Origin of the sequence: Arthrobacter sp. NyZ413, from assembly GCF_049390645.1 — a bacterium.
GTDB lineage: Bacteria > Actinomycetota > Actinomycetes > Actinomycetales > Micrococcaceae > Arthrobacter.
The window spans coordinates 3,184,176-3,198,398 of sequence record NZ_CP155434.1; the positions used below are offsets into that span (position 1 = coordinate 3,184,176).

Sequence of the window (14,223 nt, forward strand, 5' to 3'; positions counted from 1 at the left end):
GCCCGATATCCCTGACGGGACTCACTCACTGTTCCTTCGGCACATTGGGGACTACCGGCGTCGTACTTGAATGCCGAGTGCTTTCAACGGCGCTCTTCGCCTTGAACTTCTTCTGGCGCGGGTCGAAAGCGTCCCGCAGTCCGTCGCCGATGAAGTTGATGCTGAGGCAAATCAAGATGATGAACAGGCCCGGGAACCAAAACAGCCAGGGGCGCGTGGCGAAGGCTTCCTGGTTTTGCGCCACCAGGAGACCCAACGAAATATCCGGTGCGTGCACGCCGAGTCCCAGGTAGCTCAACGCCGTCTCAAGCAGGATTGCCGCGGACATAGTCAGGGTTACGTTGACGATCAGGACGCCGACGGCGTTCGGCAGGATGTGCTTGAAGATGATCCGTGCGTTCGATGCCCCGGAAATGCGGGCAGCGTCCACGAATTCCCGCTCGCGGAGCGTCAGGAATTCGCCGCGGACCAAACGCGCAAGGCCAACCCAGCTGACGAAGCCGAGGAAGATGCCAAGAATCACGACGCCGTTGCTGGACGCGAAGCTCGCAAACCAGCTGCCTTCGTCCCTTCGGTTGGCAATCTGGCCAACAACGGCGGCGAGAAGGAGCACGGGAATAATGATGATGACGTCCGTGAGGCGCATCAGCACTGCTTCAACCCAGCCGCGGAAATACCCGGCAAGGCCTCCGACAATCGCGCCCACAGCACCGGCGATCGCCCCGATGAGGACCATGACAGTGATGGACTGCTGCGCACCGCGCATGGTCATGGCAAACAAGTCGCGGCCGATGCGGTCCTGGCCGAAGGGGTGTTCGCCCCAGGCAAGCGGCCACAACGACGCCGTCGGGGCGCCGTCGTTGACCAGCGGCGAAACGTCGAGGTAGTTGTACTTCCACCATCCCGGAAGGCCCCAGGCCCCGACGGAGGTGAAGGCGAGGACAAGGATGATGGCGAGGACGGCCAAGCCGACCAAAGCGCCTGTGTGGCCAAAGAACCGTTTACGGACAATCTGGCCTTGGCTCAGGCCACTGGTCTCTTCGCTGCTGGCTTCGGTGGCTGCAGCCTCGGCAAGCGCTTGTTGCGCGAGGAGTTCTTCCTCTTGTGTTGGCTGGCTCATGCTTTGATCCTTACGCGTGGGTCGAGGGCGGAGTACGCGAGGTCCGCTATGAGGTTGAACGCCATGGCCGTGATGGCGACGCACACGAAGACGCCCATGACAGGGTTGGGATCGGTGTGCAGCAGTCCGTCGATAAACAGGAAGCCCATCCCGTGGACGGAGAACACCGTCTCGGTAATGACTGCACCACCGATCAAGGCGCCGATATCGAAGGCAACAATCGTCGCGATGGGAATCAAGGCGTTCCGGAAGGCATGGCCCATGATCACGGAGCGTTCGCTGAGGCCCTTGGCTCGGGCTGTCCGGATGTAGTCCATGTTCATGATTTCCAGCATCGACGAGCGGGTGAAGCGCGTGTAGCTCGCCAACGAAACAAGGATCAGGGCAATGGTCGGCAGCACGAGGTGGGTCATCGTGTCCGTTGACAGGACCCAGAAGTCCCCCTGGATGTTGGGAGTCCCCGCGCCGATGGTCGCGATGGGACGCCCGCGCACCCTGCTGTTGTCGAAGTACGACGGCCATGCCTGCATGTACCTGTCAGCCAGGACAAGCGCGCCGACGAGGAACGCGGTGATTCCGGCGGCACGCATCGACTGTCCGCGGTCGTAACCGCCCATGAAATAGCCGACCGCAACGCCGATCAGGATGGTGGCGACGGCGAGGATGAAGATCATGATTCCAGTGGCTTGATTGAGCAGCGGCTGCACGGCGAAGTAGGCAATGACCCCGAGGGCCACGACGATCAGGCTGGACTGCAACGCCTTGCGGTTCTTGAGGCCGGACACCAGAACGGTGATTCCGACGGCGATACCCGCGCCCAGGATGGCGATCACTACCGGCCCCAGCCCGGGATTGCGGAACCAGAGCGTGATCGAGAAGTAGATGAGGATCAGTGTGACCACAGCGAAGACGGTGCCGCCCACGATCAGTCGGCGCTTGGCCGCCCCGCCAACCACGACGGCGGCGATCACGCCGAGGACCGCCCCTATCCCGAGCGCCACTCCCGGTGGTATTTGCGGATTTCGGAGGAAGTCGTTGAAGCCGATGGCACCGAATTCCTTGAGGAGCACGGCGACCCAGAAGATCGGCAGGGAGAAGAACAGGAATGCCATGAAGGTCACCCCGTAGTCCAGCGCGCTGTACTGCCGGAGGGCGGTGACGATACCCAATGAGATGCCGATGAGGATGGCAAGGACTGTAGCCCCGGTAACCAGGGTGAGGGTCTGGACCAACGCGAATCCGAGGGCCTCGGTAATCGGCTGGCCGGCGATGTTCTTACCCAGGTTGCACGCGTTCCCGAAGGGGACCAGGCATTGAGCGGCTCCCCCCAGCCATTTGAAGTATCGCACCGGAGCGGGGGTGTCCAGGTCAAGGAGGGAGCTGCGTGCGTCCATGAGCGCTTGCCGGTTGGGCGCACTGCTGGCGCGGAGGTCTGCCAGCGGATCTCCGGACAACGCTGTCAGGAGATACACCAGGAACGATGCTCCAAGAAGAATTAAAGCGGCGGTCACTAGTCGCCGGACAACATAGGTCAACATTTGTGAGGAACCTCGAAATCCAGGCCCGGGGTCGCCGGTGCCCATTGCAGTTGCCGATCGACCAACCGAAAGCGCCGGGACCAAGTTACGTCGGTCCCGGCGCCTCGGCTGGTCATGTGCTCAGTGAGCGGGGTCTACTTCTGTGCCCACTCCCAGAAGTTCCACCAGACACCCGTCTGGTTCGGCATGAGCTTCACGCCCGTGATGCGGTCACTGTACGCGTCCACGTTCACGGACTGGAAGAGCGGCAGGCCGTACGAGCTGTCCCAGATCTTCTTGTCGATCTGCTTCTCGAGGTCGTCCTGCTTGCTGCGGTCGGTGGTGACCACAAGGTCTTCCATCAGCTTGTCGGCATCCGGGTTGCTGAACTGGTTGAAGTTGTTTCCACCGCCGGTCTTGAAGATCTGCGGAACTCCGGAAACACCGACGCCCGGGTTGATCCAGCCGAAGATCGTGGCATCATAGCCGCCCTTGCCGAGGGCCTTGCCCCAGTCAGAGGCGCCCAGTCCGCCGTCGACGATCTTGAAGCCGGCCTTCGTGGCGGATTCGCGGATCAGCGAGAAAGCATCCACGCGGTTCGGGTTGTCCTTGTTGTACATGATCCGGATTTCCGGAGTAGCGCCGTTGAGGAGCTTCTTGGCGCCGTCGATGTCAACATCCTGGTAGGTCGAGGAGCCGTTGTTCTTGGCCGAGTCCGCGTAGGCTGCCTGCTGCGGTACGAAGACCTGCGAGTCGAGCGGCTTGGCATTGGGGTCGAGCTTGCCGACGATCTTGTTGACGATGTCCTTGCGCGGAACCGTCTTCATGAAGGCCGTTCGGACGTTCTGGTCAGCGAATGGACCCGTGTAGTTGAGGTCGAGGTGGTCGAAGGCCAACTGGTTGCCCTGGTCCACCGTGACGCCTTGGCTTTGCAGTTGCTTCAACTGGTCAAGGGTGTCAGCCGAAGCCTGCGGTGCAATGATGTCCGCTTCACCGTTCTTGAGGGCCTGGACCTGCGCAGGTGCCGAGCCGATGTAGCGAACCGTGATTTCGTCGAGGCTCGGCATCGGTCCCCAGTTGTAGTCCTTGTTACGGACCATCGTGAGGGACTGGTCCTGGTTCATGCTCTTGACGATGTAAGGACCGTTGGAGAGGAACAGTGTGGGATCCGCGGGAAGCGTCTTGGTGTCAAAGCCGGTGTTCCACATGTCCGACATTGCCTTCAACTTCGGATCGGCAGGCTGGGGATTCTTGGAATCTCCACGCGGCTTGCTCTTCATGAAATCGATCATTGCCTGGGTGTCCTTCAGGCCGGCTTTCTGGGCCAGGACGTGCGCAGGAACGTCGATACCCGGTCCGCCGAGGGCAATCTCCCAGTCCGCGAAGGGCTTGGAGTACTTGAGCGTCAGGGTCTGGTTGTTGTCACTGATTTCCGGGAAATCGGTGAGGCTGAGTCCGGTGTTGTCGCCAGCATAGGAGAAGTAGGACGTTCCGGTCTTTGCCTTCGGATCGGCGTCGTCGTAGTAACCGGAGAAGGCGGCCCATTGGAGGAGGAGGTCGGCTGCCGTGACAGGCGCGCCATCGGACCACTTCACGCCGTCATTGATGGTGTACTTGACGGTCAGCGGGTTGTCCGAGACCTTTTCCATCTTGCCGAATTTGTCGTTATGGACAACGTTCAGCTTGTTGTCGATGTAGTAGAAACCCGAGTGCGTGGCATAGCTGACCTTGGAGTTGATGTCAGTATTGCCGTCGGCCGTGTTGGGGTTGAAGGTATTGAGTGCGTTGACCTCAACGACAGTGGCCGAGCCACCTTGCTTGGATGCTCCTGTGGAAGGTGTGTTGCCACCGGAATTGCCGGCGCAGGCACTCAGCGCGAGAGCGGCGATTGCCGCTATACCCACTGCTTTGGAAATACGTCCGAAACGCATTCCGCCTCCTATTTTTAGAGTGGAAAAAGCCGGCGCGGTTGACTCCGGCAGACTGCCACAAATCCCCTCAGCAGGCTTGTGGCTAGTCTCACATGAGCAGTAGCCTAGCGTCCGGAACGGACGTTTGGGCGCAAAGTTTCCGGCGAGTAAAGTTTGTTACCGAGATGCAATCTTTGCGGGTTGCACATGGCTCTACGCGATCAGGCCGACATGACAAAACGCCCCTATTCTCAGCGAATCCGGGCGTCAGTCAGTTAATTCTCCATCACTGAAGATGGATTGTCCTACACGTTGAAGCGGAACTCCATGACGCCGCACCTGCGCCCTTACCGCGGGGCTGCGAAAATACAAAGACTCCGCGACCACGACGGGCTGTTGGGCTCATCGCTAGCCAATCAGGTAGACCATGCCGCGCCCCTCGTCGGCAAGATTCGTTGCGAAGGCCCGCGCCCGTCGAAGATAGCTAACTGCGTACTCGACATCGAGGTCCCGATCGACACAGGGCGAAACCGGCAACCGCAGCCTCGCCTCGGCGTCAGAGAGATCGTCCAAGTCCTGGGCAATCGCCAAAACCTCGGACGGAGTCAAGACCCGAACCCACGGCTCCCAACCTTCGTTATGCATGGTCACGTTGCCCTCAAACATACGAAAAGCGGGCCGCGCCGCCATGCCCGCCCCTAATGGGGCTGTCAGAACCTGCAGGTGCCGCCACGCCTTGTCCAAGTAGAGCATGTCGCGCTCGGATATCAATTGCCCGAAGGTGGTAATACTGGTCCCGGCACCAGGTTCAAGGCCCCAAGCATCAGCTAGCGGATCGGCCGAGACGACGCTCTTCGGGTCGGCAAGCACCTGTTCAGTAAAGTCGCCGTCGAATGCATATGCGTAATATCTGATTCCCATTCACCAAGCATTGCCGAGGCGCGCGGCGCGGAGGACGGCCGTGTTGCGTTATGTGGAAAACCCGCGAAATAAACCGAACTCTTCACTCCACCTTGAGGGGCGTGACGCCCTCGATCTGCCCGGCCGCACGATAGGATAACGCTAGACGTTGAACCTAAACTCCACGACGTCGCCGTCGGCCATCACGTATTCCTTGCCTTCAATACGGACCTTGCCGCGGGACTTCGCTTCCGCCATGGAGCCGGCGTCGATCAGGTCCTCGTAGGAGACAACTTCGGCCTTGATGAAGCCCCGTTGGAAATCCGAGTGGATGACACCGGCGGCCTGGGGGGCGGTATCGCCCTGGTGGATGGTCCAGGCGCGCGCTTCCTTGGGGCCGGCCGTCAAGTAGGTCTGGAGGCCCAGCGTGTGGAAACCGACGCGCGCCAATTGGTCCAGGCCGGACTCATCCTGCCCGTTCATCTCGAGCATCTCGCGGGCTTCTTCCTCGTCAAGTTCCACCAAGTCCGATTCGAGCTTGGCGTCAAGGAAAATGCAATCCGCGGGAGCAACCAGGGTGCGCAGCTCTTCCTGCTTTTCAGGGCTGCCGAGGATTCCTTCGTCAGCGTTGAACACGTAGATGAAAGGCTTGGCCGTCAGGAGGCTGAGCTCCTTGAGGTGCTCCATCTCCAGTTTGTCGCTCTTGATCGAGGCAAAGATGGTGTCTCCGCGCTCAAGAACCACCTTCGCAGCCTCGATGGCCTTCAGTTCGGCGGCCTCGCGCTTCTTGATCTTGACTTCTTTTTCGATCCGGGGAATCGCCTTTTCGATCGTCTGGAGATCGGCCAGGATCAGTTCGGTATTGATCGTTTCAATGTCCGAGCGCGGATCGACCTTGCCATCGACGTGGACGACGTCCGGATCATCGAAAACGCGAATGACCTGGGCGATGGCTTCTGCTTCGCGGATGTTGGCGAGGAACTTGTTGCCCAGGCCTTCGCCTTCGGAGGCGCCCTTCACGATTCCCGCGATGTCCACGAAGGAAACCACGGCCGGCAGGAGGCGCTGCGAGCCGAAGACCTCGGCGAGCTTCTGCAGCCGCGGATCCGGCAGGTTGACGACACCGATGTTGGGCTCGATCGTGGCGAACGGGTAGTTCGCAGCGAGCACCTGGTTGCGCGTCAGGGCGTTGAAAAGGGTTGATTTGCCGACGTTGGGCAGTCCGACGATGCCAATAGTAAGAGCCACGAGCGTTAATTCTACCTGCTGGAATCAGCTGCCCCACCGTGAGCAGGGGCCGGCATACGCCCGCCCCGCACCCCGCAGGGGCACGCTGGGATCCGGCTTCCTTATATTGTCGTGGCCCTGTGCCAAGGTTGGGGCATGGATGGTTTTGCAGTGTTGTTGGCGTTTTTCATGCTTCTTCTCGGGGCCGCCGCTGGCCTCGTGGCGGGGTTCCTCCTCTTCCGGCGCCGGAGCGCCGCCTTGGAAGAAGATTTCGACGGCGTTTCAGCCCGCCTTGCGGAGGTGAACGCGCAGTTCGCAGCCGCCGACGCCGAAAGGCGGCTTCTGTTGTCGCAGAACCGGGAACTCAGCGAATCAAGGACCCAGGACGGCAGTGTGCTCCGCGCGCTCGCGCCGGTCGCCGAAAAGTTGAGTGCTGTCCAGCAACAGGTTTCCCTGCTGGAGCGGGACCGGCTGGAGCAATACGGCCAATTGGCGCAACAGCTTCAGGAAGCCCGCTTGTCGGATGAGCAATTGCTCCGCTCCACCCACGCCCTGGCCTCGGCCTTGCGGTCCAATAGCGCACGTGGCCAATGGGGCGAGGTCCAGTTGCGCAGGGTCGTGGAGGCCGCGGGCATGTTGCGGCACGTCGATTTTCTCGAGCAAGTCCATTCCGCCTCCGCGGATAACGCCGTGCGTCCGGACTTGGTTGTCCAGTTGCCCGGCGGAAAGCAACTCGTCGTGGATGCCAAAGTTCCGTTGGCCTCGTACTTGGCCGCCCAGGACAGTGCGAACCAGTCGCAAACGAACGCGACACAGGGAAATGCCGCCCCGGCTGCCGCCCAGTTCAACGCCGTCCAGGCCGACGGGCCGTACGGGTCAGATTCGAATTCCTTGCTTCTGGCTCACGCAAAAGCCCTCAAGTCACATGTGGATGCCTTGGGTTCCAAGAAATACTGGGACATTCCCGGCAACTCCCCCGAGCTGGTCATCTGCTTCCTTCCGGCTGAATCCATCCTGGCTGCGGCATTGGAAGCGGACCCTGCGCTCCTTGACCATGCCTTGTCACGGAATGTGGTGCTGGCCTCGCCCGGAACGCTCCTGGCTGTCCTGAAATCGGTGGCCTTCACATGGCGCCAGGATGTCTTGACGGACAACGCCCGCGAACTCTTCGATCTCGCCAAGCAGTTGTATGAGCGCATGGGCACCCTCGGAGAGAACGTGGGAAAGCTCGGCTCGTCGCTTAAGACCTCAGTGGATCGCTACAACGCGCTGGTGGGCACCCTTGAGGCCCGTGTCTTGCCGACAGCGCGAAAGCTCAACGCCATGGACACAGCCGCACTCGCCTCACCGGCTGCGGTGGAAGCGGTGCCTCGAGCCCTTTCAGCGCCCGAACTGCTTGAGGAGGACCCGGCGGCCTGATGGCGCGTGCCCAGGGGACTATGATGTAGGCCGGTTCCCGCGTCCACCCAGGGCGCGGGAAACGTCGCCGGCTTCCTTGAGCGTGGCGCGCAGTTCCTTGGGGAGGGAGAACAACAGGTCTTCCTCCGCAGTGACTACCTCTTCAACAGCTCCGTACCCGTAGTCAGCCAGAAGGCGAAGCACATCCTGAACCAGGACCTCAGGGACGGACGCACCGGACGTCACACCCACGGTGGCAACGCCTTCGAACCAGGACTCGTCTACTTCATTCGCAAAGTCCACCCGGTGGGAAGCCTTGGCCCCGTATTCCAGTGCTACTTCCACGAGCCGTACCGAGTTGGAGGAGTTCGCCGATCCAACCACGATCACGAGGTCTGCCTGCGGAGCGATCTTCTTGATCGCGACTTGGCGGTTGGTGGTGGCGTAGCAGATGTCGTCGCTGGGCGGATCCTGGAGGGTGGGGAACCGCTCCTTGAGCAGCCGGACCGTCTCCATGGTCTCGTCCACACTCAGCGTGGTTTGCGAGAGCCAAATGGTCTTTTCCGGGTTGCGCACGGTGACTTTGTCCACTTCGTGCGGTCCGTTGATGATCTGGATGTGGTCCGGCGCTTCGCCGGCCGTGCCTTCGACTTCTTCGTGGCCGTCGTGGCCGATCAGGAGGATGTCGTAATCATCCTTGGCGAAGCGCACGGCTTCGCGGTGGACCTTCGTGACAAGGGGACACGTGGCGTCGATAGTGCGCAGCCCGCGGTCCTCGGCGGACTGGACCACCGCAGGGGACACGCCATGGGCGGAAAAGATGACGAGTGCGCCCTCCGGGACCTCGTCCGTTTCATCGACGAAAATCGCGCCCTTTTCCTCCAACGACGTGACCACATGCACGTTGTGGACGATCTGCTTTCGGACGTAAACAGGAGGACCATAGTGTTCGAGGGCCTTCTCGACGGCGATAACTGCACGGTCCACCCCGGCACAGTATCCACGGGGGGCGGCAAGCAGGACACGCTTGGGACCGGAGACCGGGGCGGCGGCCAGCACCTCTTCCGGTGTCCGACGCCTGCGGGGGACGGTGGGCATCGGAATGGAAACTACTGAGCTGCTCATGCTTCCATGCTACCGGCAGCGGTCAGCTGGCTGACCGGCGTGCCTTCGGCGCAAGGATCAGGATGAGTACGCCGAGCACCGCGAGGACTCCCCCGGCCACCGCGGCTGTGACAATCCAGCTGGAAAAGTCAGACACTGCGGCCGCCACCAATTGCTTCACGAAAAGCGCTCCCGCTGCTGTTCCTCCAAAACCCACGTCTCCCGCGCCCTTGGCGATGGTGGAGAGCGCTCCCCACAGCCCTGCAACCGCTGCCAAGCCCAAGCCGGTGAACAGCACAACCGCGCCCCTGCGCCGCGCGAGAAGCAAAGCCAGGGCGAAGAACAGCACGGCTCCGAGCGCAGGAACCCACCACAGCGGCGCGTATGCCGCCACACTGTCAACCTGCTGGCGTTGCGTGGGGCCTCCAATATTGATCGGTACCGATTCCGGCGGGGTGACCGGAATTCCGGTGGTCGACGCCAACCGTTTGGCCACAAGCGCCGTCAGGGGTCCGACGTCGAGCACCAGAGAGGTTGACGCGTTCGCCTGGCCCGCCGCGGCGCCGCCGCCGAAATTCAGCCGGTGGCTTTGGCGCACCGTGTCGTTCCAGGCTTGGGGGTACTCGGGCCACGTGGTCATTGACGTTGCCGCTTTCTTGAGGAGCGAGGCGCCGACTTGTTCCGCTGGCCCGGGCAAGTCGACTTTGGATTCAAGGCTTCCGACGGCGGCAGCCGCCAGGCGGGACTGGAAGGCCTGGTCTTTCCCGAGGGGAGCCGTGAGGGCCACGAACCCGTCCTCGCGTACGACGTTTTGGTTGGTCCACGCCATCGGACCGGCAACTCCCGTCAGCAGGAGGGAAAGGATCACTGCCAGGGCAGAGACAACGGAGCGCAATTTGTTCCTCACATATTGGCGACTGGTGGTCCCGGGAGCAGCCCGGACGACTGAATGTCAGTCATGCATGCTACAAGGTATGGATAGAGTGGTAAGCCTGCCGGCAACCCCCAAACGTACTGGATACGTACTAGCAACGTATCAGCACTTAGCAGCGAGGACGGATCCATGCACCAGCCACGTGAAGGAGGCTTCACGCGTGTCACATGATGCCGCCCATGGCGGCACTCCAGCGGCGTTCCCATTCGCGGCTTCCCCTGAAGCGGAATCCCAAGGCACTGAATCCACGTTGCCCGCCACGGCGGCAGAAACCAGCCCGGACAATCCATGGCCGCTGCAACTGCTGTCCCGGAAGCTCAAGGTGCACATCGAACGCGCGCCGGCCGCGTGGATCGAAGGCCAGGTCATCGAACTCAACCGGCGCGGCAGCAGCGCGTTCGTGACATTGAGGGACACTGACGCGGAAATCTCCCTGCCGGCCTCGCTCTGGTCCAACGTGCTGGACCGCCAGAAAGTACCCCTGGAGCGTGGCTCGCGCGTCGTGGCCTTGGTGAAACCGGAATTCTGGCTCAAGACGGGCCGGCTCAACATGTCGGTCAAGGACATCCGGCCCGTTGGACTCGGCGACCTCCTCGCAAGGATCGAACGCCTCCGCCAGGCCTTGGGCGCCGAGGGCCTCTTTTCGGAATCGCGGAAAAAGCGGTTGCCGTTGCTCCCCCACCGTATCGGCCTGATCACCGGACGCGATTCCGACGCCAAGAAGGACGTCCTCCGCAACGCTGCCCTTCGGTGGCCGGCGGTCAAATTCGATGTCCGCGAAGTCGCCGTCCAGGGAGTCTCGGCCGTGGGTCAGATTGTGGCTGCCCTCAAGGCCCTCGACGCCGATCCCCACATCGATGTCATCGTGATCGCTCGTGGGGGCGGCGCATTGGAGGACCTCCTTCCTTTCAGCAACGAAGGCTTGGTCCGCGCCGTGTCCGCCGCCGCAACGCCCGTTGTCAGCGCAATCGGCCATGAAGCCGACCATCCGATCCTTGACGACGTCGCAGACCTCCGGGCCTCCACTCCAACCGACGCCGCCAAGCGGATCGTCCCGGACGTCGCCGAAGAATTCGCACGTGTGCGGCAAGCACGCGAGCATCTCCATCGCAGCGTAGGGCGTCTGGTGGACCGGGAGACGGACCGCCTCCACGCGCTACGCTCCCGGCCGGTCCTGGCTTCGCCCGAAAGGATGCTCACGGCACGGGAAGAAGACGTGGAACGGCTCAGGAAGCACGCCCACAACGCCGTCAGCTCCGCCGTCGTGAGGGCATCGGACCAAGTGCGCCATCTTCGTGCCCAAGTGAGGGCACTGTCTCCGCAAAAAACCCTGGACCGCGGCTACGCCGTGGTCCAGGTCGCGGGAGCCGACGGAACCGGCCACGACGTCGTGCGCAATCCGGGGCAAGCGCCGGAAGGCACCAACCTGAGTGTCCGCCTCGCCGAAGGCCGCCTCGGCGCTGTGTCCACCGGAGGAGCTGTTTCTACCGGAGGCGCTGTGTCCACCGGAGGCGCTGTGTCTACCACAGGAGCGGCGCCAGGCGGAGACCACCCTGGAGCCGCACAACCAAGCACCCAACAGCAGAACGAGGACTGAGGAATGACCGCAGAGAACAACGCTGCCACCGGTAATTTGGACGCGCTCAGCTACGAGGAAGCCCGCGAAGAGCTGATGAACGTGGTATCGCGGCTTGAAGCCGGCGGGGCAAGCCTTGAGGAATCGCTCGCTCTGTGGGAGCGGGGCGAGGCCCTGGCCACGCGCTGTGAGGAGTGGCTGGAAGGGGCCCGGCGTAGGCTGGCGGCTGCCCGCGGCAACGGCGAGGACAGCGGCAACGGCGGGGACAGCGGCGACGCCAACTGACGCACGTATCCGTCTTTCGGCCCTTGTCCGGAGGGGACCCGGGGCCTACGACTGAACGGCCCGCGCCCTTTCAGCAGGCACGTTGAAGGTTGCCTTCGGCCATGCGAGGTCCATTTTGGCGAGCGTCTCCAGGAGGAGTTCCTGGACCGCGATCCGCGCGTACCACTTCTTGTTCGCGGGAATCACGTGCCAGGGCGCTACTTCGGTTGACGTCTTGTCGAAAACGATCTGGTAGGCGTCCATGTAGGAATTCCAGAACGCTCGTTCCGTGAGGTCTACCGGGCTGTACTTCCAATGCTTGGACGGGTCGTCCAAGCGGGCCAGGAGCCGCTCTTTCTGTTCGTCGCGGCTGATGTGCAACATCACCTTGACGATCGTGGTCCCCTCCGCGGAAAGGCGCGCTTCGAACTCGTTGATGGCCTTGTACCGCCGTTCCAATTCAGCGGCGTCGGCCCATCCGTGCACCCGGTGGATCAGGACGTCTTCATAGTGGGAACGGTCGAAAACACCAACGAAGCCGGGGCCGGGCAAGGCCTTCTCGATGCGCCAGAGGAAGTCGTGGGCCTTCTCCTCCTCGCTCGGGGCTTTGAAGGGCGCCACCTTGACGCCTTGCGGATCCATCGAGCCCACCACGTGCTCGACGATTCCGCCCTTCCCGGCGGTGTCCATGGCTTGGAGGATCAACAACAGCCGCTGTGGGTTGCCGAACAGGCCCTGGGCAAAGAGCATCTCTTGGAGAACGTCCAAGCGGTGGTCCTGGCCGGCCAGCAAGGCGACGCCGGCTTCCTTCTTCCCGGGATATCCAGGCGTCGACTGAGGATCGACGCCGGAAAGCTCGAAACCGCGTCCGACTTTCAGTATTTTCGACGGACTCTTCTTGAACTCCACAACCGCGCCCATTCGACACCCCTTCGGCAACGGCCGCTCTCCTGGCGGCGATGCTCTACAGGCTAGTTGCCCGGGTACCGCCCAAGGAAGTCTGCCATGCGGCCAATCGCCTCTTCGATATCTTTGACGTTCGGCAGCGTCACCATGCGGAAGTGGTCCGGGCGCACCCAGTTAAAGGCCCGTCCATGCGAGACCAGGATTTTCTGTTCCTTCAGCAAGTCCAGGACGAATTTCTCATCGTCGCGGATGTGGTAGACCTCTGGATCCAGTTTCGGGAACAAGTAGAGGGCTCCCCTGGCCTGTTGCGTGCTGACCCCGGGAATCGCGTTCAGCAGATCGTAGGCTTTGTTCCGCTGTTCGAGGAGCCTGCCGCCGGGGAGGATGAGGTCGTTGATGCTTTGGTAGCCACCCAAGGCCGTCTGGATGGCATGCTGGGCAGGCACATTTGCGCACAGCCGCATGTTGGCCAACAGGTTGATGCCTTCGAGGTAATCGGCTGCATCCTTCTTGGGGCCGGATATGGCCATCCAACCGGCACGGTAACCGCAGACACGGTAGGCCTTCGACAGGCCGCTGAAGGTCAAGCACAAGACATTCTCGCCCGTGAGTCCGGCGAGGTTCACATGGACGGCGTCTTCGTAAAGGATCTTTTCGTAGATTTCGTCGGCGAAAACCACGAGGCCGTGCTTTTCGGCCAAGGCCACGATTTTCTTGAGGGTTTCCTCCGGGTAGACCGCGCCTGTGGGGTTGTTGGGATTGATGACCACGATGCCCTTGGTGCGCGGCGTGATCTTCGCTTCCATATCCTCGAGGTCCGGCTGCCACCCGGAATCCTCATCGCACAGGTAGTGGACCGGGCGTCCGCCCGCGAGGGATACCGAAGCCGTCCACAAGGGGTAGTCCGGGGTGGGAATGAGGACTTCGTCGCCGCTTTCCAGCAGCGCCATGAGGGACATGGTGATGAGCTCGCTGACGCCGTTGCCCAGGTAGATATCGTCAACGTGGATGCTTTGGATGCCGCGGGTCTGGTAGTACTGCGAAACCGCCGTGCGGGCCGAGAAAATGCCGCGGGAATCGCTGTATCCCTGGGCGTTGGGCAGGTGGCGGATCATGTCCACCAAAATCGCGTCCGGGGCTTCAAATCCAAACGGTGCCGGGTTTCCGATGTTCAGTTTGAGGATGCGGTGACCCTCTGCCTCCATTTGCTGGGCGGCCTGAAGAATCGGTCCACGGATGTCGTAAAGGACATTATGAAGCTTGGTGGACTGCTTGAATTCTGCCATTCATCAAATATGCCACACCGGTGATGCACTTCCGTTGAGACATCACTCACATACAACGACGGCGGCGAGGCCCCCAAAAGG

The 14,223-nt window shown here is 61.8% G+C and carries 12 protein-coding genes; 3 read left to right on the forward strand and 9 right to left on the reverse strand.

Going from position 1 to position 14,223, the window contains the following annotated elements:
• Positions 1-25 precede the first annotated feature (25 nt).
• From ABCW42_RS14810 to ychF, 5 genes are all read right to left on the reverse strand, one after another.
• The gene (locus ABCW42_RS14810) at positions 26-1,120 is read right to left on the reverse strand and encodes an ABC transporter permease (RefSeq protein WP_423181930.1); all 1,095 of its coding nucleotides are present in this window, start codon (positions 1,118-1,120) and stop codon (positions 26-28) included.
• Positions 1,117-2,658, reverse strand: a complete 1,542-nt coding sequence (locus ABCW42_RS14815; RefSeq protein ID WP_423181931.1) for an ABC transporter permease — start codon at positions 2,656-2,658, stop codon at positions 1,117-1,119. Before ABCW42_RS14815 ends, ABCW42_RS14810 begins: the two co-directional genes overlap by 4 nt.
• Positions 2,659-2,792: 134 nt before the next feature.
• Positions 2,793-4,568, reverse strand: coding sequence for an ABC transporter family substrate-binding protein (locus ABCW42_RS14820; protein ID WP_423181932.1), 1,776 nt, complete (start codon positions 4,566-4,568; stop codon positions 2,793-2,795).
• A gap of 387 nt (positions 4,569-4,955) precedes the next feature.
• Positions 4,956-5,468 (reverse strand): DUF1877 family protein, encoded by a 513-nt coding sequence (locus tag ABCW42_RS14825; protein WP_423181933.1) that lies wholly within the window; start codon positions 5,466-5,468, stop codon positions 4,956-4,958.
• Between the two features lie 141 nt (positions 5,469-5,609).
• Positions 5,610-6,695 (reverse strand): redox-regulated ATPase YchF, encoded by a 1,086-nt coding sequence (gene ychF / locus ABCW42_RS14830; RefSeq protein WP_423181934.1) that lies wholly within the window; start codon positions 6,693-6,695, stop codon positions 5,610-5,612.
• Positions 6,696-6,830: 135 nt separating this feature from the next.
• Between ychF and ABCW42_RS14835 the strand changes: the two genes are divergently transcribed.
• On the forward strand, positions 6,831-8,093 hold the full coding sequence (locus ABCW42_RS14835; RefSeq protein ID WP_423181935.1) for a DNA recombination protein RmuC: 1,263 nt from the start codon (positions 6,831-6,833) through the stop codon (positions 8,091-8,093).
• An 18-nt stretch (positions 8,094-8,111) separates the two neighbouring features.
• On the opposite strand, the gene ABCW42_RS14840 is transcribed toward ABCW42_RS14835, so the two are convergent.
• On the reverse strand, positions 8,112-9,197 hold the full coding sequence (locus ABCW42_RS14840) for a 4-hydroxy-3-methylbut-2-enyl diphosphate reductase (RefSeq protein ID WP_423181936.1): 1,086 nt from the start codon (positions 9,195-9,197) through the stop codon (positions 8,112-8,114).
• A 22-nt stretch (positions 9,198-9,219) separates the two neighbouring features.
• A complete protein-coding gene (locus ABCW42_RS14845) occupies positions 9,220-10,071 on the reverse strand; it encodes a hypothetical protein (RefSeq protein WP_423181937.1) in 852 nt (283 codons plus the stop codon).
• A 289-nt stretch (positions 10,072-10,360) separates the two neighbouring features.
• Between ABCW42_RS14845 and xseA the strand changes: the two genes are divergently transcribed.
• The gene (xseA, locus tag ABCW42_RS14850) at positions 10,361-11,707 is read left to right on the forward strand and encodes an exodeoxyribonuclease VII large subunit (protein ID WP_423184912.1); all 1,347 of its coding nucleotides are present in this window, start codon (positions 10,361-10,363) and stop codon (positions 11,705-11,707) included.
• A gap of 3 nt (positions 11,708-11,710) precedes the next feature.
• A complete protein-coding gene (locus ABCW42_RS14855; protein WP_423181938.1) occupies positions 11,711-11,971 on the forward strand; it encodes an exodeoxyribonuclease VII small subunit in 261 nt (86 codons plus the stop codon).
• Between the two features lie 45 nt (positions 11,972-12,016).
• Here ABCW42_RS14855 and ABCW42_RS14860 read toward each other — a convergent pair whose 3' ends face one another.
• Positions 12,017-12,871, reverse strand: coding sequence for a polyphosphate kinase 2 family protein (locus ABCW42_RS14860; RefSeq protein ID WP_423181939.1), 855 nt, complete (start codon positions 12,869-12,871; stop codon positions 12,017-12,019).
• Between the two features lie 50 nt (positions 12,872-12,921).
• A complete protein-coding gene (locus ABCW42_RS14865; RefSeq protein ID WP_423181940.1) occupies positions 12,922-14,142 on the reverse strand; it encodes a pyridoxal phosphate-dependent aminotransferase in 1,221 nt (406 codons plus the stop codon).
• Positions 14,143-14,223 lie beyond the last annotated feature (81 nt).

What these genes read in the sequence shown, in the direction of transcription:
- ABCW42_RS14810 (WP_423181930.1), bottom strand. Translation starts at nt 1,120, where the DNA reads ATGAGCCAGCCAACACAAGAGGAAGAACTCCTCGCGCAACAAGCGCTT.
- ABCW42_RS14815 (WP_423181931.1), bottom strand. Translation starts at nt 2,658, where the DNA reads ATGTTGACCTATGTTGTCCGGCGACTAGTGACCGCCGCTTTAATTCTT.
- ABCW42_RS14820 (WP_423181932.1), bottom strand. Translation starts at nt 4,568, where the DNA reads ATGCGTTTCGGACGTATTTCCAAAGCAGTGGGTATAGCGGCAATCGCC.
- ABCW42_RS14825 (WP_423181933.1), bottom strand. Translation starts at nt 5,468, where the DNA reads ATGGGAATCAGATATTACGCATATGCATTCGACGGCGACTTTACTGAA.
- ABCW42_RS14835 (WP_423181935.1), top strand. Translation starts at nt 6,831, where the DNA reads ATGGATGGTTTTGCAGTGTTGTTGGCGTTTTTCATGCTTCTTCTCGGG.
- ABCW42_RS14840 (WP_423181936.1), bottom strand. Translation starts at nt 9,197, where the DNA reads ATGAGCAGCTCAGTAGTTTCCATTCCGATGCCCACCGTCCCCCGCAGG.
- ABCW42_RS14855 (WP_423181938.1), top strand. Translation starts at nt 11,711, where the DNA reads ATGACCGCAGAGAACAACGCTGCCACCGGTAATTTGGACGCGCTCAGC.
- ABCW42_RS14860 (WP_423181939.1), bottom strand. Translation starts at nt 12,871, where the DNA reads ATGGGCGCGGTTGTGGAGTTCAAGAAGAGTCCGTCGAAAATACTGAAA.
- ABCW42_RS14865 (WP_423181940.1), bottom strand. Translation starts at nt 14,142, where the DNA reads ATGGCAGAATTCAAGCAGTCCACCAAGCTTCATAATGTCCTTTACGAC.